Source organism: Streptomyces sp. NBC_00224 (assembly GCF_041435195.1).
In the GTDB taxonomy this organism is placed as follows: Bacteria; Actinomycetota; Actinomycetes; order Streptomycetales; family Streptomycetaceae; genus Streptomyces.
This window is the reverse complement of record NZ_CP108106.1, coordinates 1,120,349-1,145,835: the sequence shown is the minus strand read 5'-3', so window position 1 is coordinate 1,145,835 and position 25,487 is coordinate 1,120,349. Positions and strand designations below refer to the sequence as shown.

20 protein-coding genes are annotated in these 25,487 nt (G+C 70.8%); 10 read left to right on the top strand and 10 right to left on the bottom strand.

The features are described from left to right. Window positions 1-82: 82 nt before the first annotated feature. From OG965_RS04965 to OG965_RS04950, 4 genes are all read right to left on the bottom strand, one after another. Window positions 83-1,330, bottom strand: a complete 1,248-nt coding sequence (locus OG965_RS04965) for a serine hydrolase domain-containing protein (RefSeq protein ID WP_371649502.1) — start codon at window positions 1,328-1,330, stop codon at window positions 83-85. A gap of 135 nt (window positions 1,331-1,465) precedes the next feature. Further along, entirely contained in the window at window positions 1,466-1,969 is a 504-nt protein-coding gene (locus OG965_RS04960; RefSeq protein WP_371649500.1) for a hypothetical protein, read from the bottom strand. Beyond that, window positions 1,966-3,474 carry an ATP-binding protein gene (locus OG965_RS04955; protein WP_371656844.1) on the bottom strand — a complete coding sequence of 503 codons (1,509 nt, stop codon included), beginning with the start codon at window positions 3,472-3,474 and terminating at the stop codon, window positions 1,966-1,968. The genes OG965_RS04960 and OG965_RS04955 overlap by 4 nt, the downstream gene beginning before the upstream one ends. A gap of 26 nt (window positions 3,475-3,500) precedes the next feature. Next, window positions 3,501-4,196 (bottom strand): response regulator, encoded by a 696-nt coding sequence (locus tag OG965_RS04950; RefSeq protein WP_371649498.1) that lies wholly within the window; start codon window positions 4,194-4,196, stop codon window positions 3,501-3,503. Between the two features lie 207 nt (window positions 4,197-4,403). Here OG965_RS04950 and OG965_RS04945 point away from each other — a divergent pair, with 207 nt between their 5' ends. The 6 genes from OG965_RS04945 to OG965_RS04920 all read left to right on the top strand — a co-directional run bounded on the left by OG965_RS04945 (window position 4,404) and on the right by OG965_RS04920 (window position 13,734). Further along, window positions 4,404-5,012 carry a hypothetical protein gene (locus OG965_RS04945; RefSeq protein ID WP_371649497.1) on the top strand — a complete coding sequence of 203 codons (609 nt, stop codon included), beginning with the start codon at window positions 4,404-4,406 and terminating at the stop codon, window positions 5,010-5,012. Next, a complete protein-coding gene (locus OG965_RS04940) occupies window positions 5,009-6,097 on the top strand; it encodes a peptidoglycan-binding protein (protein ID WP_371649495.1) in 1,089 nt (362 codons plus the stop codon). Before OG965_RS04945 ends, OG965_RS04940 begins: the two co-directional genes overlap by 4 nt. Continuing rightward, window positions 6,094-6,852: an ABC transporter ATP-binding protein gene (locus OG965_RS04935; RefSeq protein ID WP_371649493.1), complete on the top strand. Its 759-nt coding sequence runs from the start codon at window positions 6,094-6,096 to the stop codon at window positions 6,850-6,852. Before OG965_RS04940 ends, OG965_RS04935 begins: the two co-directional genes overlap by 4 nt. Then, window positions 6,852-8,045, top strand: coding sequence for an ABC transporter permease (locus tag OG965_RS04930; protein WP_371649491.1), 1,194 nt, complete (start codon window positions 6,852-6,854; stop codon window positions 8,043-8,045). The genes OG965_RS04935 and OG965_RS04930 overlap by 1 nt, the downstream gene beginning before the upstream one ends. Window positions 8,046-8,174: 129 nt before the next feature. Beyond that, complete coding sequence (locus OG965_RS04925; protein WP_371649487.1) at window positions 8,175-11,420, top strand: hypothetical protein; 3,246 nt, start codon at window positions 8,175-8,177, stop codon at window positions 11,418-11,420. Between the two features lie 7 nt (window positions 11,421-11,427). Further along, a complete protein-coding gene (locus tag OG965_RS04920) occupies window positions 11,428-13,734 on the top strand; it encodes a hypothetical protein (RefSeq protein WP_371649484.1) in 2,307 nt (768 codons plus the stop codon). 31 nt (window positions 13,735-13,765) lie between these two features. Here the strand turns inward: OG965_RS04920 and OG965_RS04915 are convergent, their stop codons facing one another. After that, entirely contained in the window at window positions 13,766-14,797 is a 1,032-nt protein-coding gene (locus OG965_RS04915; RefSeq protein ID WP_371649482.1) for an alpha/beta hydrolase family protein, read from the bottom strand. Beyond that, window positions 14,794-15,714 carry a zinc-binding dehydrogenase gene (locus tag OG965_RS04910; protein ID WP_371649480.1) on the bottom strand — a complete coding sequence of 307 codons (921 nt, stop codon included), beginning with the start codon at window positions 15,712-15,714 and terminating at the stop codon, window positions 14,794-14,796. The genes OG965_RS04915 and OG965_RS04910 overlap by 4 nt, the downstream gene beginning before the upstream one ends. Window positions 15,715-15,802: 88 nt before the next feature. On the opposite strand from OG965_RS04910, the gene OG965_RS04905 reads away from it, so the two are divergent. Continuing rightward, entirely contained in the window at window positions 15,803-16,738 is a 936-nt protein-coding gene (locus tag OG965_RS04905) for a LysR family transcriptional regulator (protein ID WP_371649478.1), read from the top strand. Window positions 16,739-16,741: 3 nt separating this feature from the next. On the opposite strand, the gene OG965_RS04900 is transcribed toward OG965_RS04905, so the two are convergent. Beyond that, a complete protein-coding gene (locus OG965_RS04900; protein WP_371649476.1) occupies window positions 16,742-17,581 on the bottom strand; it encodes a cyclopropane-fatty-acyl-phospholipid synthase family protein in 840 nt (279 codons plus the stop codon). Between the two features lie 219 nt (window positions 17,582-17,800). On the opposite strand from OG965_RS04900, the gene OG965_RS04895 reads away from it, so the two are divergent. After that, entirely contained in the window at window positions 17,801-18,415 is a 615-nt protein-coding gene (locus OG965_RS04895) for a dihydrofolate reductase family protein (RefSeq protein ID WP_371649474.1), read from the top strand. 70 nt (window positions 18,416-18,485) lie between these two features. Here OG965_RS04895 and OG965_RS04890 read toward each other — a convergent pair whose 3' ends face one another. Both OG965_RS04890 and OG965_RS04885 read right to left on the bottom strand, forming a co-directional pair. Next, window positions 18,486-19,289, bottom strand: coding sequence for a maleylpyruvate isomerase family mycothiol-dependent enzyme (locus OG965_RS04890; protein ID WP_371649472.1), 804 nt, complete (start codon window positions 19,287-19,289; stop codon window positions 18,486-18,488). 52 nt (window positions 19,290-19,341) lie between these two features. Continuing rightward, window positions 19,342-20,331, bottom strand: coding sequence for an aldo/keto reductase (locus tag OG965_RS04885; protein ID WP_371649470.1), 990 nt, complete (start codon window positions 20,329-20,331; stop codon window positions 19,342-19,344). A gap of 236 nt (window positions 20,332-20,567) precedes the next feature. Between OG965_RS04885 and OG965_RS04880 the strand changes: the two genes are divergently transcribed. Beyond that, a complete protein-coding gene (locus OG965_RS04880) occupies window positions 20,568-20,879 on the top strand; it encodes a hypothetical protein (protein WP_371649468.1) in 312 nt (103 codons plus the stop codon). A gap of 89 nt (window positions 20,880-20,968) precedes the next feature. On the opposite strand, the gene OG965_RS04875 is transcribed toward OG965_RS04880, so the two are convergent. Further along, a complete protein-coding gene (locus tag OG965_RS04875) occupies window positions 20,969-22,675 on the bottom strand; it encodes a ricin-type beta-trefoil lectin domain protein (RefSeq protein ID WP_371649466.1) in 1,707 nt (568 codons plus the stop codon). 313 nt (window positions 22,676-22,988) lie between these two features. On the opposite strand from OG965_RS04875, the gene OG965_RS04870 reads away from it, so the two are divergent. Next, window positions 22,989-25,313, top strand: a complete 2,325-nt coding sequence (locus OG965_RS04870) for a beta-galactosidase (protein ID WP_371649464.1) — start codon at window positions 22,989-22,991, stop codon at window positions 25,311-25,313. The last annotated feature ends 174 nt before the right edge of the window (window positions 25,314-25,487 follow it).

Below are 25,487 nucleotides of genomic sequence, written 5' to 3'. Positions count from 1 at the left end.
CCACCCGAAACCGGCAGCACACCTTGGCGCCGATGCCCATGAAGATGTGCTGCCGGGGCGGGTGGTTCCCGTTTGGTGCTGGTCAGCCGATCGCCAGGGGGGTGTCCGGGGCCAGCGCCGCCGCGATGCGCTCGGCGACCTGTTGGGCCATGTTGCCGTCGGGCGTGGTCGCGGTCTTGGTGGCGGACACCGCGATGGCGAGACGGTCGGACGGGAGGTACGCCTGGATGGCCGCGTAGCCCGAGAACGACGGGTTCTGGAGCACCCATCCGTTGATGACGATGACACCGAGACCGAAGTGCTTGGCCGGGGTCTGCTTCAGACAGACCGTGGCGGGACACGTCGCGGTCGCGCCGCCGAGGCCGACCGTGCCGGGGTCGAGGAGGGTGCGGTAGGCGCGGTGCGAGAGGAGTTCACCGCTGCCGATGGCCTGCGCCGACCGGGCCAGATCGCAGATGTCGGTGGTGATGACCGCGCCGGGTGCGGTGGTCCACGACGGGTTCCAGAAGGTCGACTCCTCGTACAGACCGCGCTCGGAGGTGAAGGCGTGCAGGACGGGACGCGGGATGTCGGAGGTGAAGTTGTTCTGCGTCTCGCGCAGGCCGAGGGGGCCCGTGATCCGCCGCTCCACGAATTCGTCGATCCGCATGCCGGTGATCTTCTCCAGCGCGGCGACCAGGAGCACGTAGTTGGCGTGCGAGTAGCTCCAGCTGGTGCCCGGCGCGTACCAGAACGGGTGGCGCAGCGGGTATCCGACCAGCTCCTTGGGGGTCCACTGGCGGAACGGGTGCGCTGAGAGCTCGGCGAGGAAGGCCGGGTCGGTGACGTAGTCGTGCAGGCCGGTGGTGTTGGTCGCCAGCATCCGCAGGGTGATCTTGCGGGCGTTGGGCAGACGGGGCAGCCAGGCCTCCACGGTGTCGTCGAGGCGGACCCGCCCCTCCTCGACCAGCTGAAGCAGCGCCGTGCCGATGTGGGCGAAGGCCACGGAACCGGCGCGGAAGTGCATGTCCGGCTCGGCGGGAACGTTGGTCATGGACTCGCCGAGCGCGTCCGTGAGGACCTCGCGTCCGTCGATGGTGACCCGCAGTTGTACGGCCTTGAGGTGGAGTTCGTCCTTGGTCCTACGGGCGATGCCCAGGATCTCGCGGGCCTGGTCGTCGAGGGGGCCCCGGGTCCTCACGCAGTCGCGGTCGTCAGGGCCGGGCCCGCCCGCGAACGCGGGGGAGACGGCGGTGGTCTGGACCGTGGCGGCGAGGAGCGCGGCACACAGCAGGGCCGTGCGGGCGCGGGCACGGGTGCGCAGACGCGCAGACAAGCGGGTTCGTGTCATGCCCGCACTATGGCGAGGACGTGGGGGAAGTCTTGCCGAACACTCCGCATGACGTGACAAACATGCCCATGTGGTGCAGGCGGGTGGTGCCGCCCGGGCGAAGGTGCTCCTGGGAACGCCGTGAGCACGCCCGCCTCACCGGTTGAGGAACTCCGCGCACCGGTAGGGGCCCAGGGCGGCGCCCTCCTTCGGTCGCATGGTCACCTGGACGTCGTCGGCTCTGGTCTTCGGGTCGAGTACGGACTGGGCGCGGGCCAGTGTGCACACCAGCTGGCCCGTGCCCTGGTCGCGCCCCGACATCGCATAGGGGCCTTCGAGGCGCATCGTGACACGGGTGCCCGTTCCGGTCACCGTGTAGCCGCCGAGCTGGACGAGCGAGGTGAGCCCGTCGCGCTGCTCGGCCGGCGGCGGCCCCACGGCCAGCAGTTTCACCACCGCGTTGAGGTCCTTGACCTCCCGGTCGAGCAGCGGCACCCCGCGCAGTCCGCTGTCGGAGGCGAAGTACAGCCGCATTCCACGCGTCAGCCCGGACGCCGGCTCGCCCGCGCCCACCACTCCGCTCGGCTGGACGCCGCAGCCCACGAGGACGATCCCCGCGATCCCCAGTGCCGCGGCCACGGCCCCTCGGCGGCTCTTCACCCGGTGCCCCCTTCGGTGCGTCGTGCGGGCAGCCGCAGGGTGAACACCGCGCCGCCCCCCGGCCCGTCGGCCACCTCGATCGTGCCGCCGTGCAGTCGGGCGTTCTCCAGCGCGATCGCCGTGCCGAGGCCGCTGCCCTGTCCGCTGTCGTCGGCCGGGCCGCGGGTACGGGCCGCGTCCGCCTTGTAGAACCGGTCGAAGACCCGTTCCCGGGCCCCCGGTGGCAGCCCGGGGCCGTGGTCGGCGACCTCCAGCGTCAGCCACTTCCCGTCCGCGGCGCTCACTGTCCCCAGGGTCACGGTGACCGGCGGAGCCCCGTGCCGCAGCGCGTTGCCCACCAGGTTCGCGACGATCACGTCGATGCGGCGCCGGTCGACGACCGCCCGTACGCCCTCGGGCAGGTGCGTGTGCACCCGGTGCGTCCAGCCGCGCAGCGCCAGGGACGCCCGTACGGTCTCGGCGACGTCGGTCTCGGCGGCGTTCAGCCGGGCCGCCTTGGCGTCGAAGCGGGAGATCTCCATCAGATCCTCGACCAGCCGGGAAAGCCGTGCCGTCTCCGCGCCGACGGTACGGGCCGCCCGCGCCGCGTCCGGGGGCAGTTGGTCGGCGTCCTCCTCCAGGACGGTCGCCACCATGGTCATCGCCGCGAGGGGCGTGCGCAGCTCGTGCGACACGTCCGCGACGAAGCGGCGTGCCTTCGCCTCCTGCTCGCGCAGTTCCGCGTCGGAGGCCTGGAGTGCGTCGGCGGTGTCGTTGAACGTCCGGGCCAGGTCGGCGAGTTCGTCGTGCCCGGTGACCGCGACCCGGCTGCCGAGGTCTCCGGTCGCGAGCTCACGGGTGGCCCGGCTCAGCTTGCGTACCGGACGTAGGACCGTTCCCGCGGCCAGCAGCGCGAGGACGGCGGCCAGCAGCACCACCGGTGCGGTGCCCGCCCGTACGGAGTCGAGCAGGGCGGCCGTGTCGTCGCGCTCGGCCCGCAGATCGGTGATCGCGTACACCTCCAGGCCGGAGGTGCGGTGGTCCCCGTCGGCGTACGTCACGGGCATGCCGACGGTCAGATAGGGCTCGCCCCGCCACATCACCCGCTGGAACCGGGTCGCCTTGCCGGTGTGCACGGCGGCGCGCAGCTCGGTGCCGATCCGGCCCTGCGTGTCGGCGAGCGAGTCGGAGGTGGCGACGAGGTCCTGGTAGCGGGCGACCACGATGCGGGCGCCGATGCCGTCCGAGACCGTCGCCGCGAAGCGGGACAGCGAGTGCTGGTCGGGCGGCAGGTCGAAGTCGGCGGCGACCGCGGTGACCCGCTTGCGGAGGTCGTTCACCGCGGTGTTCTGGGTGCGCTGGAGGACGGCGGTGCGGGCGTCCCGGTAGGCGAGGGCGGTCGCGGTCACCGCACTGATGAGGGCGACGACGACGAAGGTGACGACGAGCCGGGTGCGCAGCCCGCCTATGAGCCGCCGGGAGCGCCACTTGGCGGTCGTACGCTCGCTCCCCTCCGCGCGGTTCACCGTGTGCTTGCCCTTGTCCGTACGGTTCACAGCGGCCCGAAGCGGTAGCCGAAGCCCCGCACGGTCTGGACGTACCGGGGCTTCGCCGGTGTGTCCTCCAGCTTGGCCCGCAGTCGTGCGACCGCCGCGTCCACCAGCCGGGAGTCGCCCAGGAAGGTGTGGTCCCAGATGGATTCGAGGAGCTGTTCGCGGCTGAAGACCCGGCCGGGGGAGGCCGACAGTTCGAGCAGCAGCCGCAGCTCGGTGGGTGGCAGCGCGACCGCGACGCCGTTTTTGGTGACGGTCAGTCCGGCGCGGTCGATCACCAGCCCGGCGAGGCCGGAGTCCGCCTCCCGTGCCTGCCCGGACGGTTCCGCGCGCCGCAGCGCGGCGCGGATGCGGGCCTCCAGGACGGGTGCGGTGACCGGCTTGACCACGTAGTCGTCGGCGCCCGCCTCCAGGCCCGTCACGATGTCCGAGTCGTCGCCGCGCGCGGTCAGCATGATGACCGGCAGGGTCGCCGAGCGGGCGCGGATGCGGCGGCACACCTCGAAGCCGTCCATGCCGGGCAGCATCAGGTCCAGTACGGCCAGCTCGATCCGCGCGCCGCGCTCCTCGGCGAGCAGGGCGAGGGCCTGCTCGCCGGTGGCGGCGGTGGCCACGCCGTACCCGTGCCGGCGCAGCACGAGCTCCATTCCGTCCCGTACGGACGCGTCGTCCTCGATGAGCAGCACATGCGGCATGGGGCCGATTATGACCACGCCGAGCCCGCTTCCGCCTACTCCGTACGAGGGCGGAGGTGCAGGTCGGAGGCATTGTTACGTTCCCATCACATGGCCATGGACAGGTCATCATCTGCGAGCGCGAACGTGAAGCACATGAGCTTTCTCAGGATGAACAGGACGAACAGGACGAACCGTCCCAACGCTCGCGTCTCCGCCGCATCGCGCATGACCGCCCTCGTGGCCGTGCCCGTCCTCGCGCTCTGCGGCGCCTGCGGCAGCGGTGACGACAGCGCGGGCGCGGGGAAGAAGGACGGCGCGATCGCCGACGTACCCGACGCGCCGGCCGCGAGCGCCGCCAAGGGGGAGAGCGCGCCGAGCACCCGGCCCGCGGGCAAGAGCGCCTTCTACGACGCCCAGATGAAGTACGTCCAGTGCATGCGCGTCAAGGGCGGCTACAAGGACTTCCCCGACCCCAAGCTCAGCGGCTACCTGGACTGGGCGAAGGTCAACGCGATCGGCTCCCAGCCCGGCCGCAACGACGGCATCAAGGGCGGCAAGAACGGCACCTGCGTCGCCGAGCTCCAGGACGCCATGAACGCCGAGCCCAAGCGCGACCAGCAGAAGGCGTACGAGTCGATGCTCGCGCACGCCCAGTGCATGCGGGACCACGGCGTCTCCAAGTTCGCCAACCCCACCATGAGCGGCGGCAACGCCCAGCCGGGCGGCGACCCGGACCCGGTGTCCCGCTCCATCGACACCGAGTCGCCCTCGTACAAGCAGGCCCGCAAGGCGTGCGAGCCGAAGCTGCTCGACGGTCTGGACGGCATGCAGTGACGCGCCGCACCGCCTTCCTCGCGCTCGGCGCGGCGGCCGTCGCCGCGTCGGTCACCGGGGGAGCCCTGCTCTTCGGCGGCGACGGCGACGCGGGCGCCTCCGCCAGGAGCGGCGACCTGCCGCCCGCCACGGCGAAGGTCGTACGCACCGACCTCGTACTGTCCAAGACGGTCGACGGCAAGCTCGACTTCGCGCAGCGCCGCGCCGTCAAATCCGCCGTCGAGGGCACGGTCACGGTGGCCGCCGCCGAGGGCAGGACGGTGAAGACGGGGCAGGCGCTCTACGAGCTGAACGACAAGCCCGTCACCCTCCTCTACGGACCCGTCCCGATGTTCCGCGAGATGAAGGCGGGCGACCGGGGCAGCGACGTCCTCCAACTGGAGCGCAGTCTGCGCGACTTGGGGTACGGGGCCGGGCTCTACGTCGACACGGAGTACGACAGGTACACCGAGGCTGCCGTGAAGCGGTGGCAGAAGTCCCTGAACCGGGAGAGCACCGGCAGGGTGGGCAAGGGCGATGTCGTCTTCCAGCCCGGCCAGGTCAAGGTGGTCGCCGCCGACGCGGCGCTCGCCGACCAGATCGCCCCGGGCGCGACGGTGCTGACGATCGCCGCCACCCGGCCCGTCGTACGGGCCCAACTGGAGCAGACCGACGGCGCGCTCACCTCCAAGAACACCAAGGTCGAGGTCGCCCTGCCGAGCGGAAGAACCGTGGCCGGGCGGGTCGCCGGGACGGTGCGCCCCGAGGAACCCGGCTCCGGGAGCGGTGCGGCCGGTGCGAGCGCCCAGAAGGGCATCACCGTCGAGATCGTCCTGGACGGCGGTGCGAGCGCCATGTCCGGCGAGGACGCCAAGGCGTCGGCGAGCGTGAAGTTCGTCAGCGAGGCACACAAGGGAGTCCTCGCGGTCCCCGTCGAGGCGGTCGTCGCGCTGCGCGGCGAGAACGGCGGCTACGGCCTCCAGATCGTCCAGGGCGCCACCTCGAAGATGGTGCGGGTGGAGACGGGCATGACCGCCGACGGGCGGATCGAGGTCTCCGGCCCGGACGTGCGCGAGGGCGTGCAGGTCGGAGTGGCGACGTCATGACGCCGTCCCCCGTGATCGAACTGCGGGACGCCACCAAGTCGTACCCCGGCGGCGTCCACGCCCTGCGCGGAGTGAACCTCACCGTCGAAGAGGGCGAACTGGTCGCCGTCGTCGGCCCGTCCGGCTCCGGAAAGTCCACGATGCTCAACGTCATCGGCACCCTCGACCGACCCACCACGGGAACCGTCAAGGTCGCCGGGTACGACGTGTCCGAGCTCTCCGACTCCCGGCTCTCCACGCTGCGCGCCCGCCACATCGGCTTCGTCTTCCAGCACTTCCATCTGGCGGCGGGGCGCGACGCGGTGGACAACGTCGCCGACGGACTGCTGTACGCGGGCGTACCGCTGAGGGAACGGCGCGGCCGGGCACGGGAAGCGCTCGCCAAGGTGCGCCTGGACCACCGCTTCTCGCACACGCCCAACGAACTGTCCGGCGGCGAGAAGCAGCGCGTCGCCATCGCCCGCGCCCTGGTGGGCGAGCCCCGGCTGCTGCTGGCGGACGAACCGACCGGCGCGTTGGACACCGCGTCCGGTGCGATCGTCATGGAGCTGCTGCACGAGCTGAACGCGTCCGGCACCACCATCTGCGTGATCACCCACGACCACGCGATCGCGGATTCGCTGCCGCGCCGGGTCCGCTTCAAGGACGGCGAGATCGTCTCGGACTCCCGATCCACGCTTCTTACGGGCCTTACGGGCCTTACGGGCCTTACGGGCCTTACGGGCCTTACGGGCCTTACGGGGGAAGTCCGTTGATGAAGAACGACCTCAAGCCCTCCCGTCTCACGCCCGGCGACATCCTCCGCGTCGGCGCGGTCGGCCTGCTCGCGCGGCGGGCTCGCGTGGTGCTCTCGGCGCTCGGCATCGCCATCGGCATCGCGACCATGGTCGCCGTCGTCGGCCTGTCCGAGTCGAGTCGCGCGGACCTGATGGCCCGGCTCGACCGCCTGGGCACCAACCTCCTCACCGCCGAGGCGGACGACGACGGTACGGGCCGGCCGGTCAGGCTCCCCAAGAACGCGGTCGCGATGGTCGAGCGCATCGGCCCGGTGCGGCACGCCACGGCCACCGCCAACGTCGACGCGCGCATCCGCCGCAGCGACGTGGTCCCCCAGGAGCGCACCGCGGGCGTCACCACCCAGGCGGCCCGCCTCGACCTGCTGTCCGCGCTCGGCGGCGAGGTCGACAGGGGCGGCTGGCTGACCGCGGCCGGCGAACGCCTCCCGACGACGGTCCTCGGCGCGGTGGCGGCGGACCGCCTCGGCATCACCCGCACCGGCGAGACGATCATGATGAACGACACACGTGTGGTCGTCGTCGGCATCCTCAAACCGCTCGAACTGGCCCCCACCCTGGACCGGGTGGCCATGGTCGGATTCCCCGCCGCCGAACGCTACTTCAACTTCGACGGCCACCCCACGACCATCTTCGAGCGGTCCACCGACGACTCGGTGGAGGACGTACGGGCGGTCCTCGCCCGCAGCATCAACCCCGGCAGCCAGGCGGGCATCAAGATCTCCCGCCCCTCGGACGCGCTGGCCGCCAAGGCCGCCACCGACGAGGGCCTGACGACCCTGATGCTCGGCCTGGGCGCGGTGGCCCTGCTGGTCGGCGGGGTGGGCGTCGCCAACACCATGGTCATCTCCGTCCTGGAACGCCGCCAGGAGATCGGCCTGCGCCGCTCCCTGGGCGCGACCCGTAACGCCATCCGCCTCCAGTTCCTCACCGAGTCACTGCTGTTGTCGGGGCTTGGCGGGGTGGCGGGCGCACTGCTGGGCACGACGGCGACGTACGGCTTCGCCCGGGCCCAGGGGTGGACGGCGGTGGTCCCACCCTGGTCCCTGGCGGGCGGCCTGGCCGCCACCCTCCTGATCGGCGTGGTCGCGGGCCTCTACCCGGCGATCCGCGCCTCGCGTCTGCATCCGACGGTGGCTCTGCACGCGGCGTGAGGGGCGGCTCGCGGGGCGCCGGTCCGCTCAGCGGAACGGAGCTTGGTCGCGCGCCCCCGCCCCTGTCACTCTCGCCGCACGGGGGCCGCCAGGGCTCGGACAAACAAGGGGAACAAGGGGGGCACAACGATGACGCTGGTCGTCACGTTCACCGGTCGGACACCGCTGGCCACGTCCGGGCCGCGGACGAGGTACGAGGTCTGGAGCTACACCGTGCAGCCGGGACTGCCGTCGGATCTGGCGGGTATGCAGCGGATCGCCTTGGCGATTCCGGCCGGTGTCGACGTCCAGGACCCGAAACTGTTCCCCGATGTGCCCGCGCTCAACGGTGCGTTCCTGGAACACGACACCAACATCAGCCGTCAGTACGTGGGCAAGGTGCTGAGCGGTCTGGGCGCGCAGACGATCTCGTTCGTGGCGCCACCGGCCCAGGGCGACCGCGAGTTGTTCCTGGTCGGCAAGGGCGCGGGCGGGCGCACCTGGGCCGTCGTACCGTTCGCGAAGACCGCGTCGGGCGATGTGGACAACGTCCAGGTCATGCCGGCGCCGATGGGGGGCTCGCGCGTGGTGACGGGGCGGCCGCTGCCCGACTTCACGGGCACGCTCCCGTACGCCAGCGAGTCGTTCGGCCTGTACCAGCCACTGCTCGGCTGGCGCTCCCAGCGTACGGTCGCCCGCTTCCTCGACGGGATCGCGCGCGCCGACGAGGACCTGCTCGCCCTGGTGTCCCAGCAGGTCACGGCGGACGCGGTGGTCTCCGACGGCGGGATCATCCACCTCGGAGCGGCCGAGGCGGCGGCGGACGATCTGACGCTCACCGTGCGCACCGGTACGGCACTCGCCGCCAAGCCCTACAGTCCGCTGATCGACTCGGTGCTCGCCGATCTGCTCCAGCAGCGGGTCAAGGGCAAGGACCTGCGCGACCCCGCCGTCTGGCTGCCGCTGCTGAAGCGCACGGCGCTGGACACGATGCTCGCGGGCGAGGTCACCCCCGAGCTGTTCCGGCGCACCGCCGCGACCACCGACCCCGTACGCCGCAAGGCACTGCTGCAGACCCTCGCCCGTAAGGAGTCGATGGTCGCGGGGCTGCTCAACTACCTGTCGGAGCAGGGCCTGATCCCCACCCTGGCGGACCTGTTCACCGCCCCCGCGCCCGACGTGGACGCCGAGCGCTACCGGGGCGTCAAGCGCATGCTCGACCCGCTGGAGACGCTCAGCCGTCAGGAGGCGGTCCAGCGCGTCAGCCTCTCCCCGGTCGGCATCGTGCACCTCTTCCGCCAGTACTTCTTCGAGTTCGACACCTTCCTCGGCCCACCCGTGCAGCATGTGTGGCTGAGCCCGGGCGGGACCGTGGAACTGGTCGAGGCGCACACCCGCAAGACCCTGGTGGAGCGCACCGTGGAGACCAGCCTGGAGACCACGGACAAGGTGGAGAAGGACACCTCACAGCAGGACGACGTGTCCGAGGCGGTCAAGCAGGAGAACGAGAGCAGCACCAAGCTGGGGTTCTCGGTGTCGTCCAACCAGCGGTGGGTGTGGGGCGACGCCAACGAGACCGCCACCATGGACATGACCGACACCCAGCGCCAGGCGCGGGAGCAGACCCACAAGCAGATGCGCCAGCAGAGCGAACGGCTCAGCACCGAGATCAAGCGGAGCTTCAAGACCACCTTCCGCACCGTCACGGAGACCACCGACACCGCGAGCCGCCGGTACGTCCTGCAGAACACCACCGACAAGCTCGTCAACTACGAGCTGCGCCGCAAGATGCGCCGCGTCGGCGTCCAGGTGCAGGACCTGGGCACCCAGCTGTGCTGGCAGAGTTACGTGGACGATCCCGGCCGTGAGCTCGGCCTGGCCAAGCTGGTCCATCTCGCCGCGCCGCCGGACGTGTCCGGTGTCACCCCGGCCAATGAGCTGCCGCTCCCCGAGGACTACACGGAAGAGGCCACCGGCACGTTCGCGCTTCCGGTGGACGGGTACATCAGCTCCACCGGCCACGCCGGCGGCTTCTGGCTGTGCGACGTACCGCTGCACCCGAAGAACGGTTACACCTACCTGGAGCACGGCGCCCTGAAGTGGGTCAGCGGCGGTTCGCTCAGCGTCAACATCGTGGTGAACCGTACGGACAACGCCGGAGGCGTCCCGGACGGCACACCCCTGCCGAAGGCACCCAGCCTGTCCGTGTACGTCACCCAGGGCCACGGCAAGGGCGGCGAACAGCTCCAGTTCTCGATCCCGGTGAAGTACACACCGACCCCGGACAAGAGGAAGGAGATCGAGGACCGCAACGCGTTGCTGGTCAAGGAACGCACCCTGGAACTGGACCGGTTGCAGCGCGAGGCCTATATGAAGGCCGCCATCGAACGCATCGACGCCGCCAGCCGCGTGGAGACCCGCGGCTATGACGTCCTGCGCGAGGAGGAGCGGGTCGTCGTCTACCGCAGGCTGCTGCAGCACCTGCTCCAGGTCGGGGAGACGGTGCCGACCGACCCCAACGTGCTGCACAAGCTCTCCGAACTGATCAACTCGATCTTCGACGTCGACGCGATGCTGTACTTCGTCGCCCCCGAGTGGTGGCGGCCCAGGTTGCACCACAGCCACCCGGTGTTCGCCCCCGAGCTCGACACGCTCGCCGACCCCGCCGCCGACCCCGTCAAGGTGCGCCGACGGTTGCCCGCCCCCGTCGTCGAGTCGTTCCGGCGCAAGCCCGCAGGTCTGGACGATCACGTCGTGGGCTGGTCCGACAAGCAGGACATGCTCCGCGAGGACAACTACTACATCACCGGCTCCTCCGCCCCGGCCCGGATGGGCAGTTCACTGGGGTGGCTCATGCAGCTCGACGCCGACCACCAGCGCAACGCGTTCCTGAACGCCCCCTGGGTCAAGGCCGTGATGCCCATCCGGCCCGGCAAGGAGCTGGCCGCGCTCAACTGGCTGAGCGACACCAGCATCGAGGGATCGGAAGGGCTCGACGACCTGTACCAGCCGGCCTCGGCGGGCGAGAGCGGCAAGATCCTCGGGAGACTGCGCGCCTACCCGTGGTCGGACCCGGACCTCGTCCTGCGGTACCGCAACCTCGACCCGGCCGCGCTCACCGTGCGCGACGTCCTGCGGTACGTGGCCATCAGCGTGGTCGAGAAGCACCAGAACGGCCAGGAGGTGGTCACCGAACGCCTGGAGGACGGCGTCACCCTCAACTACCTGCCGCCGGACAAGGTGTACGAGCACGGCTTCTACCCTCTGGCGGACGGCTTCAAGGCCCAGTCGCAGCAGCCGTACGAGGTGTTCGACCAGTGGGTGGAGGTGCTGCCGACGGACCAGGTGGCCGCCGTGCAGGTCACGTACAACCCGCAGACCGGTCAGCAGGGTTGAGGCCGTCGTGCCCACCCCGGAACGCCCGCTGATCGAACCACCGGCTTCACCCGCCAAACCCCGGCCGCACCTGGTCGGCCGCGCCACCGCGATCGTCCCGCCGAAGGCCGCACCCGTCCCGCAGAACCGCCGCTTCCAGCCCGATCTGAGCGGCATGTGGGAGGCGGACGGGTCCGGCGAGAACACGAACAGTCCGCTGATGGTGCAGATCAACCAGGCCGGGGCCGCCCTGGCGATCTGGTTCAGCCGCCCGCCGAAGGACCTGGACGGTGTCGACGGCCTCAAGATCAAAGATGACACCGGCGGCGAACGCACCGCCGACCACGACTGGGTCCACGGCGTCGCCCGTGGCTTCCTCGTCGACAAGATGAACGGGAACAGGGCGGACAAGGGCGCCCCGATCCCACTGACCTGGTTCGTCGCCGAGGGCGGCAACGTCCCGCCCGACCCGCTGCGCCCGGCGGCCACCGATCTGTTCAACCCCCTCGACCCGTGGCTCAGCGAGGGGACGCCACCGCTCGTCCGGGGTTTCAAGGGCAAGGGGTTCCTCAGCTACCCGAAGAGGACCCCCGAGGTTCTTCTGCTGAGCTTCGCCGAGGACGGCAGGCCCACGCTGAGGCTGCGGCGGACCAGCCCCGTGGTGCGCTGGCCCAGGCGGGTGATCAGCCGTCTGCCCGAGCCGCTGCGCACCCAGGTGCTGATCGACCAGACCCGGCCCGTACCCGAGTCGCTGCGCACGCGGTTGATCGCCCTGTTCGCGTCTGCGCAGACGGGATTCGCCAGGCTGATCAAGACGTGGGTGCACAAGAAGGACGACAAGATCGAGCGGACGAGGATCCGCGTCGCCCTGGCCCGCATGCTGGAATTCTCCCTCGGCGAACCGTGGCGCACGCGTATGTACGGTCTGATGGCTCTGTACGGGAACTTCGCCACCCTCGACATCGACGGCGAACTCAAGACGTACTACCAGTGGCTGAACGACGTCCTCGACGACGAGGTGAGGAACAGCAGCGCCGGCGGCTATCCCACGGGGTGGGGAACGGGGCGTGTCCAGGAGGCGATTCGCGGCCTGGGGGTGGGGGGCGAGGCGGCGTTCCTCTATCGGCTGACCTTCCAGGACATCGGTGCCTCAGCACCGCTCGTGGGCATCCAGGCCGGTGCCTATGCGGCCGTGGTGAAGATCGACAAGTTCCGGCTGGTGTTCAAACGGAACAAGGACGGCGGCCGCGTGTACGACAAGAACGGGCAGCCCGTCACCGAGGATCCGGTCCCCGTCCCGTGGGCGGGCAACCACCCGGTGTTCGCGGTGTTCGCACGGGTGGCCGGAGGGCTTGCCGCCGATGTGGGCCTCAAGAGCCTCACCTTCAAGAGTGTTGCGGGAAAACCCGGTCTCGGCGTTGCGGATCTCGGGAAACTCGACTTCCGGTCGGAACTGGACCTGTCCGATTCCGCGGACTTCGCCGGCGCCCGGATCGTCATCGCCTCGACCACCGTGGCCAAGGCAAAGCTCGGAAACCTGGCACAGGGAAACCTCTCCGACAGCGCGCTGTGGCAGCTCTACCTGCCCGGACACGGCTGGATGCATGCCATCACCGAGGCGGATCACTTCTCCGGCCCCAAGTTCGCGTTCAACTGGGGAGCGTTGCTGACCCCAGGGTGGTGGAAGGCCTGGCTGCCCACCTCGGCGGAGGTCACGGTGCTGCGGGTGTCCCTGTGCGTCGGGGTGCTCTTCAGCCCCGCCGCACTGTCCGACAAGAAGCCTCCGCCGGACCGCCGGAGTGACCCGGATACGGTGCACACCCCGCTCGCGGGCCAGGCCTCCGCCATGTTCCCGTACGACTCGTGGAACCTCGACGCCGAGGAGCCGGGCTCCGAGACCAACGGCAGGATGCGGTTCGAGCGCGACCTGGCCGAGGTCCGGGCCGTGGTCGAGGCGTACGGACCGGCCCCCGTGCTGCTGGCGTTCACCTCTCCGGAGGGAACGGAGCCGCACAACGACGTACTCTCCGAGAACCGGGCCGTCGCCGTCGGCCAAGCCATCGTCGACGCGCTCGGCCCGCACATCGCCCGCGACGGATTCGTGGTGTCCGCCCACGGCGAGTACCCCGCCAGGGCCCAGGGCGACCTCACGATCCACGGCATCCCGGTGACCGGGGGAGGCCTGCCCGATCCGGAGAAGTATCCGACCAGGGACGACTTCTACCGGTCGGCCGACGGCCCCACCGCCAAGGAGTGGCCGCGCTGGCGGCGGGTCGACCTGTTCGTGGAGGGCACCCTGGTGACGAGGGTGCTGGGGCGCGATTCCACGCCGTGACGCGGTGCTGTGAGCTACCCGGTGGCGCCGGTCATGCCCGCGTTCCCGTCAGTGCGTCGGTGATGTGGTCGCCCAGCGGGGACAGCCAGTCGGGCCGTGCGTTGCCGAGGAGGTGGTCACCGTGGGGGACGGACAGACAGGTGCCGTGCGGCGCCAGCCGGGCCAGGGGCTCGCCGTTCGTCACGCCGGGGATGACGTCCTGGCCGCCGTCCACGACCAGGAGCGGGGCCGCGATGCGGGGCGCCAAGGAGGCGAGATCCACCTGGCGGGCGAACGCGCGGGCCGCGTCGAGGCCGCCAGTGCGGCGGGCCATGATGTCCCGTACGGGCGCAGGCAGTTCCTCCCAGTCGAGGCGGAAGGGGCCGCTGACGGTCGCGGCTACTGCCACGCGCGGTTCGAGCGCCGCGGTCCGGGCCGCGAAGTAGCCGCCCAGGCTCATGCCGACGAGTCCGATGCGGGCGACGCCGAGGGCGTCGATGACCTGACCGACGACCTGCTCGTACTCCGCCCTGAGGCTCGTCGTGGCCGCGAGCGCGCCCTGCCCCGGGCCGTCCATCGCGAACACGGCCAGCCCCCGGGCCAGCAGCGCGGACACCAGGTCGAGGAACTCCTCCTTGGCCGAGTCCAGGCCGGGGACGACGACCACGGTGCCGGCCGCGTCGGAGGGGCCGCGCAGCCAGCCCGTGAACCCCTCGCCGCTCACGCGCCGGGCGCCGGGCTCCAGCACCGTCAGTGCCCGGCTCAAGGCGCGGTCCGCCTCGGCGGCGGCACGACCGGCCTCCGCGTACGGTGCCAGTGTGGCGAGGTGGAACCACCGGGCCGCCATCAGCAGGTACTCGCCCGCCGATACGGACGATCCCGCGCCTTCCGCGAGGTTCAGGTAAGCCTGTCCGGTGCGCACGAAGGACGGTCCCCAGTCGGCGACCGAAGTGAGCGCGTCGGTGACGCGGCGGTACTCGTGGGGGTCGACGCCCGCGCCTGTGGCGCGCGTCCACTGGGCGGCGGCGAAGACGGCGGTCTCCGCGGCGGCGGGTTCCGTGGTGGGGGATTCCGTGGGGCTCATCGTGCTCCTCCCGTCAGCAGGACTGCCTTGCCGCGTATCCGGCGCTCGCGCAGGTCGACCAGGGCCTCGGCGGTCTCCGTCCAGTCGGCGATCCGGCCGATCTCCGGGTGCAGCAGGCCCCGTTCCACCAAGCGCACCAGGGCCGCGAGGTCGGACCCGTAAGGGGCGCCCGCGTAGTGGAAGTGCTGGATGGTGACACGCTCGGGCCCCTTGAAGAGCTCGAAGAAGTCGAGAGTCACCGGGATCCGGCTCGCCTGCCCGAACCAGACGAGCAGGCCCCCCGGGCGCACCTTCGAGAGGGCGATCGGCAGATCCGGCCCGCCCGTGGACTCCAGCACGACGTCGAACGGCCCCTGAGCCGCCGCGACGTCGTGCACCACCTGCGCGCCCAACTGTGCGAGCCGCTCGCCGCGCACCGGCGTGGCCGTCACGGCGGTCAGCTCGGCCCCGGCACCCACGGCCAGTTCGGTGACGTAGTGGCCGACACCGCCCGAGGCGCCGGTCAGCAGCACCCGTCGCCCGGCCAGGGAACCGGCCGTGCGCAGCAGCCGCAGGGCGGTGATCCCGGCCAGGGGCAGGGCCGCCGCCCGTACGCTGTCGATGCCGTCCGGAAGCACCGCGAGGGAGTGCGTGGGCACGGCGGCGTACTCGGCCCAGCCGCCCAGCGCCGGATGCCCGACCACGCGGGCGCCGATGCCGGGGCCGGAACCGTCGGCCGCGGCCTGCACGACGAGCCCCGCGATGTCCTTGCCGGGCAGCAGCCCCGGCCGGGGGTGTTCGAGGAGGAACGTCTCGCCCCGGTTCGGCGCGAACGCCTCGACCTTGATCAGGACCTCGCCGGGTTCCGGCACGGGCTGGGGGACTTCGGCGAAGGCGACCGGACGTGCCGCTTCTCCGGTGGGAATCAGTCTTTGCATGAGCACGATGCAACCCCGCGCCCCGCCCCGCGATCCAACAACGAACGAGCACCGCCGACAACTTTTGGTTGTCACCTATGGTGGGGCCATGGATCTCGACATGGCGCAGGTACGTGCCTTCGTACACGCCGCCGAGGAACTGCACTTCGGCCGCGCGGCCGCGATGCTCGCCATCTCCCAGCAGGCGCTCTCCAAGAGGATCGCGCGGCTGGAATCCCTGCTCGCCACCGAGTTGTTCCGGCGCGGCGGCAACGGTGTGCGCCTCACCGAGGCCGGACAGCGTTTCCTCGCACCGGCCCGGCAGACCCTGGCCGCCGCCGACGCCGCGGTGGCGGCGGCGGTCGGCAGGGACCGCCCGCTGCGCGTCGACGTCTGGGGCCACCTCTACGCGCCGATGCGGACGCTGGCCCAAGTAGCCGGAGAGGCAGGGGAGTTGGTGCTCGGGCACGGACGCGATCTGCCGTCGGTGACGGCGGCGCTGCTGCACGGCGACATCGACGCCGCCTTCGGCCGGGTCCACCCTCCGCTGCACGCGGGCCTCGCGCACCGTCTCGTCCGCCTCGAACCGGTGGACGCCGTGCTGAGCGCGGACCATCCGCTCGCAGCCGAACCGGCGCTACGGCCGGACCAGCTGCGCGGCAGCGTGCTGTGGGCACCCGGTGCGCTGGACCGCCTCGACTTCCTCCACCAGTTCGCCGAGCGGTTCGACGTCCGGGACAGGGCCGCGAGCGTCAACCTGGGGCTCGGCCACTTCCTCACGGAGGTGGCCGACGACCCGCGGCGCTTCTCGCTCCTGCCCGCCGACGTGCCCCTGCCGCATGTCCCCGGGCTGTGCTCTGTCCCCCTGGTCGAGCCCACACCGCTGTACGCCTGGTCACTGCTGTGGCGCACCGGCAACGGACACCCGGGACTGGAGAGCCTCACCGCCGCCTGCGCGGCGGAGGCGGCGCGGAGCCGATGGCTGGAGTACGACCCGGCGCACGACTGGCTGCCCGAACCGCCCGCGCGGGGCGAGCGGAACTGAGGTTCAGGCGCGGCAGTGGAAGATGCCCCAGCGCAGGTGCCCGCGGTGGGCCGCGTCCAGCCACAGCGGCAGGTTGGCGAGCACACCGTCGACGTACGCGGGGCTGATGATCTGGCGCAGCTCGTGCTCTCGGCGGTGGGTCTCCGCGGTGAGGCGTTCGTAGTGGGTGAGGACCTGGCCGCTGTGGTCGTCGAAGTCGGTGCGGGACAGGCCGAGTCCGGCGAGGGTGCGGCGGTAGAGGTCCGGGGTGGCCAGGGCGTCCACGCCCAGCCGCGAAATGGCGGGGTGCAGGGTGCGGGCGGGGACGTCCTCGGCGGCCATCAGGTCGGTGAAGACGAGAGCCCCCTCCGGCTTGAGGACGCGTACGGCTTCGCTGAGCAGGCGGGTGCGGTCGCCGCTGTGGCAGAAGGCTTCCTGGGACCAGACGACGTCGAAGCGGCGGTCCGGGAAGGGGATGTCGTGGAAGGACCCCGTGACGACCTCGATCAGAGCGCCGAGGCCGCGCTCGGCGTTCGTGGCGCGGTGGCGCTCGTTCTGGAGTTCGCTGAGGTTGAGGGCGACGACGTGGCACCCGAAGCGTTCGGCCAGATAGCGGGTGGCACCCCCGTAGCCCGACCCGAGGTCCAGCACCGTGCTGTCCGCGGTGAGCAGGCCGCTCACCTTGTCCGCGACCTGCTCGACGGTGCGGCGCGAGGCTGTCGCGATCGACTCCTGGTCATGGGTGTAGATCCCGGTGTGGATGTCCTCGCCGCCCCACACGACGTCGTAGAAGGCGTCGACGTCGGCGGATTCGTAATAGCTGCGGGTTGTCTGCTCGGAACTCGATGCGCGGTCGTACGGCATGAGTGGGGCTCCTTGCGCCATGGTGCCGGTGCTGTTCTGCCGGTGCTGTTCGGACACCACCTCAACGTATTCGCCGCCGCGGTCCCAGAGCGCGAACAAGCCAACCGGCGACGTCGTGATGCCGCCGAGAAAGTGACCTCGTCTCCACCGATGAGTTCCCGCGCCCCGCGCCGTCTTACTGGAGCAGACCGCAACGGCGAACCTTCTGGAAGGAACATCATGAGGAAGATCACGGCTGGCCTTTTCATCTCGCTCGACGGGGTCGTGGAGGCGCCCGACCAGTGGCACTTCCCGTACTTCAACGACGAGATGGGTGCGGCCGTCGGCGCGATGCTCGGCACGGCCGACACCGTCCTGTTCGGCCGCAAGACCTACGACAGCTTCGCCGGGGCGTGGCCGGAGCGCGAGGCTGCCGGCGGCGAGGACGCGGGCTTCGCGAAGACGCTCGGCGACGCACGCAAGATCGTCGCGTCGAGCCGGAAGCTGGAGTTCATTTGGCGGAATTCCGAGCAGCTGGAGGGCGACCTCGTTGACGCCGTCACCGCTTTGAAGAACGAGCCGGGCGGGGACATCGCCCTGAGCGGTTCGATCTCGGTCGTCCGCCAGCTCCTGGCGGCCGGACTCCTGGACGAGCTGCATCTGCTGGTGCACCCGCTCGCCGTACGCAAGGGCATGCGGCTGTTCGACGAGGGCGAGACCGCGGTCCCGCTGAGGCTGATCTCTTCCGAGGCGTTCCGGACCGGAGTGCTGCACTTGGTGTACGCCCCGGCGGGGCCGACGGGCGACGGCACGTACGACGACGCCAAGGGGAACCTGCCCCAGACCGACGAGTAGCGGCACGCTTGGCCCGCGCGGCTGGCCGGGGCGGGTTGCCGACGCACCCCGGCCGCGTGACCGCAGGGCTCTACAGGGGCGGGACGAGTTTGAAGTAGCGGTCGAGGAGCGAGGCGTCGCCGCGGACTTCCAGGCCGTCCAGGGGGATGCGGTGCCACAGGAACAGCATCAGGTCCGACGCCGTGGCGGTCAGCTCGACGTCGCAGCACCCGCTGCCCGCGTTGAGAAGCACCTCGTCGGGGTCGGTCTGCACGATCCAGATGCGGGATCCGTCCGACTGCCTGAAGCGGAGCCGCTCGCCCGCTCCGGGCGGCGCCTGGCGCCTGGCCCGGCGGGCGGGGGCCATCACCTCGAACGTGTGGGTGACGGCGTCCATGGCCAGTTGCCGCTCCACCGGCCCGGGTACGCCGATCGCGTTCTCGGCGTCCCACCGATGCACGGCCGCCTCGATGGTCTGCATCCGCTGCCAGAACCCCACGGACTGCTCCCGCGACCAGGTCCACACCGGCTCGGCCGCATCGCGTGTGGCCAGCAGTTCCCCCAGCGCGGCAGCCCCTTCGCCGAACCAGTCGATGAGCCCCGGCGGAACGGGCCCGCGGTGCGGGGCGTTTTCGGGGAGAGGCCAATTCGCCGGTACGGGGGGAAGGTTCAGGTAGGAGAGGTCGGCTGCCTCCGGCTGCTGTTGCCGCTTCTCGCTGATGACGTCGGCCACGTAGCGGTGCACCGAGCCCAGATGAAACACCAGGTCGGCCACCGACCACCCAGGGCACGACGGCACCAACGCCACCCCGCCGCTCCCCGCATCCAGTGACGCTGTGCGGATCGCGGTGTCGAAGGCGTGGATCTCGCGGCGGAACTGCGCGACGTAGTCCATGACTCATCCTCTTGCACCCGTCCCCACGGGCACAACCACTTCGTCGGGCGGTTCAGTTGTCGACGAAGGTGAGGCTGGTGGCGTCGTAGCGGGTGCCGGCGATCTGCTCACGCGGGGCGGCGGCCTCGATGGCGGCGAGGTCCTGCGGGGACAGCTCGACGGTCAGGGCCGCGAGGTTCTCCTCCAGGTAACGCTGACGCCGGGTGCCGGGGATCGGCACCACGTCCTCGCCCCGGTGCTGCACCCAGGCCAGGGCGAGCTGCCCGGCGGTGATGCCCTTCGCCGCGGCCAGCTCGTTGAGCTTCGCCACGATCGCCAGGTTCCGGTCGAGGTTGCCGTCGGCGAAGCGCGGCTGGCTGCGTCGGATGTCGTCGGCGTCCAGCCCTTCGACCGAGCTGTACTGGCCGGTCAGGAAGCCACGGCCGAGCGGGGAGAACGGGACGAGGCCGATGCCGAGTTCGCGGCAGACCGGGGCGATCTCCGCCTCCAGGTCGCGGGTCCACAGCGACCACTCGCTCTGGAGCGCCGCGATCGGGTGCACCGCGTGCGCCCGCCGGATCGTCTGGGCCCCGGCCTCGGAAAGCCCGAGGTGGCGTACCTTCCCTTCCCGTACCAGCTCGGCCATGGCGCCGACGGTCTCCTCGATCGGCACCGTCGGATCGACCCGGTGCTGGTAGTAGAGGTCGATGTGGTCGACCCCGAGCCGACGCAGCGACGCCTCGCACGCCTGCCGTACGTAGGCGGCGTCCCCGCGGATGCGGGTGGGCTCGCCCAGGCTGTTGGCGAAGCCGAACTTGGTGGCCAGCACCACTTCGTCACGGCGCCGCCCGGCAATGGCCCGCCCGATCAACTCCTCGTTGTGACCGGAACCGTAGTAGTCGGAGGTGTCCAGCAAGGTCACCCCGAGGTCGAGGGCGTGGCGCAGTGTCGCTATCGACTGCGTGTCGTCCGTGGCGCCGTAGCCATGGCTCATGCCCATGCACCCGAGGCCCTGCGCGGAGACCGCCAGGCTGCCCAGGTAGCGGGTGGGGACAGTGTTCATACTGTTGCCTCCTGAACTCGAAACCATCTGTTCAGGACGCTAGGTGCTGGAGTGCACTCCAAGTCAACCGAGTTTCGGCCCCCGCACCTCGATATACAGGGTCCCCACAACCCCCCGCCCCTGGCCGCCGTCCGACGATCCGATGAAGCGGGCCGCTCGTGTCGCCCACGGCTGAGTGTCGTTGTGTGGGTGAAGCACTTCCGCTTCGTCGTTCGTTGCCCAACAGGGGATCAATTATGCGTCTTATCCGTCCGTTCGTCGTCTCTCTCGTCGGGCTGAGCGTCGCCCTGACCGTCTCCGCCGGGACGGCGGTCGCCGCGAAGGGCCCGTTCACTTTCCAGAGTGCGGGTCGGCCGTACTTCGTGCAGGACCTGCCGGACGGTAAGTGCTTCACGATGTCCCAGGCGTCGTCCAGCCCCCACAACGGGACGGGCTCGCCGGCCACCGTCTTCGCCGGTAAGCAGTGCAAGGGCAAGGCCACGAAAATCGCCGCCGGCCAGAAGGCCGCGAAGGGGCTGCGCTTCTTCAGCGTTCGGTTCGGCCGATAGCAACGGCACCGCAGCCCGCCGGACCGCGTACGGTCCGGCGGGCTGCGGCGGTTTCGGCCTCGGGGGCGTGTCGTCGGCCTGACAACTCGTCAGTTGGGCAGTGACCAGACCTGGTTGGCCTGGAGGTGGCCGCATGTCCATGTGTCGAGCTTGGCCGCATCGGCCGTGCCGCCGCCGTACACGTCCAGGCACAGCGCGCTCGCGGCACTGCGGAGTGTGCCGTCGGGGTGGGCGGTCCACTGCTGGGCGGTGGCGCCGGTGCAGGTGGAGAGGGTGACGGGGCTGCCGGCGGTGGTGCCGCTCGCGGTGAGGCACTTGCCGAGGGAGCGCAGGGTGCGGTCGGTGCCCGTGGTCCAGCGCTGGTTGGGGTTGCCGGTGCAGGTGTAGAGGATCACCTGGGTGCCGTCGGCGGTGCCGCTGCCGGTGACGTCCGCGCACTTGGCGCCGTTTCCGGTGAGCTGGCCGGTGGGGACGGCGGCGCCGCAGTCGCTGCGCGGGGTGAGGCGCCAGACCGCCGTGCCGTGGGCGGGGACGGTCGCGGTCAGGCTGCCGCCGACGGTCGAGGTGGCGCCGGTCCACAGATCCTTGGCGGTCACCGTGCAGCCCGGCAGGCCGATGTCGGCGAGCGCGGTGGAGAGGGTGCGGGCGGTCGCACTCCGGTTGAGTACGGCGACCGCGCGGTCGCCATTGGAGAGTGGCCGGGCGAGCACGTCGGTGCTGCCGTCAGTGGACACCACGCCCGCCTGTCGGCCGAGGCTGTCCTGGTCCACCTTGATCAGCTCGGTGTTGCCCAGCGCCGACCGGACCGCGGGGGTGAGCTTGGCGACGTCCGAGGAGAGGATGAGCGGCGCGGCCATCATCGACCACAGGGCGACCTGGCTGCGGGATTCGTCGTCGGTGAGCCCGCCCGCGCCCGCGATCAGGAAGTCCGGGTCGTTCCAGTTGCCCGGTGCGGCGTAGCGGCCGATCCAGCGGTTGTAGCCGTAGTTGGCGAGGACGCTGGACCAGCGGCTCGTGTTGGGCCGCGCGGGATCGTAGGTGGCGATGTCCCAGCCCTCGCGCCAGAGCTGGCCGTCCGAGCCGACCCAGGACAGCACGTCGAACCAGGTGGGGTTGCCCCATTCGCCGCTCTGGAAGTAGGCAGGCGCCGACTCGGAGAACACGATCTCGCGGCCGGTGCCGCGCAGCGCCGCCGCCTGGGCGTCGTACGCCTGCCGGTACGCCTGCTCCTGCGTCTGGCCCGGGGCCACGTACACATTGCAGCCGTCGAGTTTGAGGTAGTCCACGCCCCAGGAGGCGAACGCGGCGGCATCTTGGGCGAAGTGGTCCGCGCCGCCGCCCTGGGGTCGGCCGCTGCCGGGGTAGCCGCCGCAGGTCGACGAGCCCGCGTCCTCGTAGATGCCGAACCGGAGCCCTCGGGCGTGGAGGTACGAGCCCAGCCAGGCCATGCCGTGCGGGAATTTCACGGGGTCGGCGACGAGGTTCCCGCCGGCGTCCCGGGACCGGGTCGTCCAGCAGTCGTCCACGGTCACCGTGGTGTACCCCTTGGCGGCCAGGCCGGTGGAGACGAGGGCGTCGGCGTTGGCGGTGACGGTCTGCTCGGTGACGCCGCACTGGTAGTGGGCCCAGTCGTTCCAGCCCATCGGCGGGGTGGGGGCCGGTAGTTGGTCGGCTGCGGGGAGGGGCCTGGGGGACGCGTGCGCGCCGGTCGCCGTCGCGAGCGGCAGGCACAGCAGGGCTGCGGCGAACGCGGTCAGGGCGGTGCGTATGCGTGGTGAACGTGGGGGGCGTGGCACGGGGAGCTCCTCTGTGGTGAGAAGGGGACGTGCGGCCTGGCGTGATTGATGGTGCATCGTAGCGCGGAGTTTGAAGCACCTTCAATCACCGTGCAGTCAGCTTGAGTTGATCACGGCCGGGTGTTCGCGGAGGTTCGGAGGCACGGCTTCCTGATACGTCATGTTTGATTACGTGCACTCTTGACGCTTCTTGATCGATTAATTACGTTGCGGCGCAGCGCAGCGGAGAGACGCATGTCCTTCCGCTCGTCTCACGTGCCGCCGAACGCCTCATGACCGCCCGCAGTCCGCCTGTCGCTCCCGGGGAGTACGTATGCACCGACGCACCCTGCTGATCGCCGCCGCCCTGAGTCCGGCGGCCGCGCTGGCCGTCTCCGGCAGCCGCGCCTCCGCCGCCGCTCACACCTTCGGCTTCTCTCCCGACGGGTCCCAGTTCCTCCTGGACGGCGCCGCGTTCCAGATCCGCAGCGGTGAGATGCACCCCGCCCGCATCCCCGTGCAGTACTGGCGCCACCGCATCCGCATGGCCAAAGCCATGGGCCTCAACTCCATCGCGCTGTACGTGATGTGGAACTACCTCGAAGAGCGGCCCGGCGTCTTCGACCTCACCACCGACCGGCGCGACTTCGCCGCCTTCATCCGGCTCTGCGCGCAGGAGGGCATGTACGTGCTGCTGCGCCCGGGCCCGTACGTCTGCGGCGAATGGGACCTGGGCGGACTGCCGTCGTACCTCCTGGAGAAGCCGTCGGTCCGGCTGCGGGTGAACTCGGGCCAGGACCCGGACTACATGGCGGCCGTGGCCCGGTACGTGAAGGCGATCGCCCCGGTCGTGCGGCCGCTGATGGCCGCCAACGGTGGCCCGATCCTGATGGTGCAGATCGAGAACGAGTACGGCTCGTACGGCAGCGACGGCACCTATCTGGAGCAGCTGCGCCAACTATGGCTCGGGGCAGGTGTGGAGGGGCCGTTCTACACCCAGGACGGGCTCGGCCAGGTCGTGGCGAACCACACGAACGTCACCGGCGGGGCGATCGGCCTCAGCGGCGGGACCTCCTCGGACATCAGAGCCTGCCGCACGGCGTACCCGCGAGTCCCGGCGATGTCGGGGGAGCTCTACCCGGGATGGCTCACCCACTGGGGCGAGGGCGGCTTCGCCGGGCAGGACACCGACCTCTCCGGGGCGCTGCGGGACCTGATGAACGCCGGGCAGTCGTTCAACGTCTATGTGGTGCACGGCGGCACCAACTTCGGTTACTGGGCCGGTGCCAACGCGAACGACGACGGGAGCGGCTACACCGCCGACATCACCACCTACGACTACGGGGCGCCGATCACCGAGCAGGGGCGGCCCGCGCCGAGGTACACCGCGTACCGCTCGCTCATCGGAAGCTATCCGGGCGTCTCGCTGCCGCCGGTACCGGAACCGGTCCCCACGATCACGCGCACCGGAAGCGACGCCCCGATCCCGAGCGCCTACGCCTCGCTGTGGGACAACCTGCCCGCCGCGCTGCCGCCCGCGCGGACCGTCGCACCGCAACCGATGGAGAACTACGGGCAGAACTCCGGGTTCATGCTCTACCGCAAGGTCCTCTCCGGGTACGCGGGAGGCGCGCTCGACGTCACCTCCGTCCACGACTACGCCACGGTCTTCCTCGACGGCGTCTACCAGGGCGGTATCTCCCGTCCGGCGGTCCCCTCGGCGTACGCGACGCCGCTGAGGGTGACCACGGGCTCGCGTCTGCCGCTGGGGTCGGCGGGCCCGAGGCCCACGCTGGACATCCTCGTCGAGGGCATGGGCCGTACGAATTTCGGCCACGGCCTGGTCGACCGCAAGGGCATCACCCAGCAGGTCTCCCTCTCCGGTGCGGGCCCGCTCAACGGCACGGTCAGCGACTGGCAGACGTACGCCCTGCCGGTCGACGAGGCGTTCGTCGCGGCCCTGCGCCCGAAGATCAGCGAACCCGGCCGCGCGGGCATCTTCTTCCGCGCCACTGTGACGCTCACCGAGACCGGCGACACCTACCTCGACATGTCCGGCTGGACCAAGGGGGTCGTCTGGGTGAACGGACACAATCTCGGCCGATACTGGTCGATCGGACCTCAGCAGCGCCTGTACTGCCCGGCCCCGTGGCTCACCGTCGGACGCAACGAGATCCTCGTCCTCGACCTGCACCAACTGCGCCCGCAGCCCATCCCGTTCCGGGCGACCCTCGTCGAAACCCCCTGCACGCTCACCAACCGGCGCAGCGGCAAACTCCTCGACGTACCGGACTGGTCAACCGCTTATGGTGTGCAGCTGAACCAGTGGAGCGGCAACGGCGGCGCCAACCAGCGATGGCGCCGCACCACGGCCGCCGACGGGACCTGCACGTTGGCCAACGTCAACTCGGGCCAACTCGTCGACATCCAGGGCAACGCGTCCACCGACGGCACACCGGTCATCCAGTGGCCCGCCAACGGAGGCACCAATCAGCGGTGGCGCCAGGTGCCCACCAGCGACGGGTACGTGAAACTCGTCAGCGTAAGCACCGGGAAGGTGCTCGGGGTGTCCGGCAACGCGACCACCGACGGCGCCAAGATCGTCGAACAGACCGACACAGGGGATTTCGGCCAACAGTGGCTCATCGCCTCACTGTGACCGTTTGGCGGTATGACGGCGGTGCGGACCCCCTGCTTCCTGCCGCAGGTGGAGGCCCGCACCGCCCCGCGAAGGCGCAGCCGTCACATGCTGAACTCCCGCAAGCGCGCGGTGAGGTACCCGCCCGCCCCCTTTCGCGCCGCCACGCCGTGGCACACCCCCCGGACGCACCGC

What these genes read in the sequence shown, in the direction of transcription:
- OG965_RS04965 (WP_371649502.1), bottom strand. Translation starts at nt 1,330, where the DNA reads ATGACACGAACCCGCTTGTCTGCGCGTCTGCGCACCCGTGCCCGCGCC.
- OG965_RS04950 (WP_371649498.1), bottom strand. Translation starts at nt 4,196, where the DNA reads ATGCCGCATGTGCTGCTCATCGAGGACGACGCGTCCGTACGGGACGGA.
- OG965_RS04945 (WP_371649497.1), top strand. Translation starts at nt 4,404, where the DNA reads ATGACCGCCCTCGTGGCCGTGCCCGTCCTCGCGCTCTGCGGCGCCTGC.
- OG965_RS04935 (WP_371649493.1), top strand. Translation starts at nt 6,094, where the DNA reads ATGACGCCGTCCCCCGTGATCGAACTGCGGGACGCCACCAAGTCGTAC.
- OG965_RS04930 (WP_371649491.1), top strand. Translation starts at nt 6,852, where the DNA reads ATGAAGAACGACCTCAAGCCCTCCCGTCTCACGCCCGGCGACATCCTC.
- OG965_RS04925 (WP_371649487.1), top strand. Translation starts at nt 8,175, where the DNA reads ATGACGCTGGTCGTCACGTTCACCGGTCGGACACCGCTGGCCACGTCC.
- OG965_RS04915 (WP_371649482.1), bottom strand. Translation starts at nt 14,797, where the DNA reads ATGAGCCCCACGGAATCCCCCACCACGGAACCCGCCGCCGCGGAGACC.
- OG965_RS04910 (WP_371649480.1), bottom strand. Translation starts at nt 15,714, where the DNA reads ATGCAAAGACTGATTCCCACCGGAGAAGCGGCACGTCCGGTCGCCTTC.
- OG965_RS04905 (WP_371649478.1), top strand. Translation starts at nt 15,803, where the DNA reads ATGGATCTCGACATGGCGCAGGTACGTGCCTTCGTACACGCCGCCGAG.
- OG965_RS04900 (WP_371649476.1), bottom strand. Translation starts at nt 17,581, where the DNA reads ATGCCGTACGACCGCGCATCGAGTTCCGAGCAGACAACCCGCAGCTAT.
- OG965_RS04895 (WP_371649474.1), top strand. Translation starts at nt 17,801, where the DNA reads ATGAGGAAGATCACGGCTGGCCTTTTCATCTCGCTCGACGGGGTCGTG.
- OG965_RS04890 (WP_371649472.1), bottom strand. Translation starts at nt 19,289, where the DNA reads ATGGACTACGTCGCGCAGTTCCGCCGCGAGATCCACGCCTTCGACACC.
- OG965_RS04885 (WP_371649470.1), bottom strand. Translation starts at nt 20,331, where the DNA reads ATGAACACTGTCCCCACCCGCTACCTGGGCAGCCTGGCGGTCTCCGCG.
- OG965_RS04880 (WP_371649468.1), top strand. Translation starts at nt 20,568, where the DNA reads ATGCGTCTTATCCGTCCGTTCGTCGTCTCTCTCGTCGGGCTGAGCGTC.
- OG965_RS04870 (WP_371649464.1), top strand. Translation starts at nt 22,989, where the DNA reads ATGCACCGACGCACCCTGCTGATCGCCGCCGCCCTGAGTCCGGCGGCC.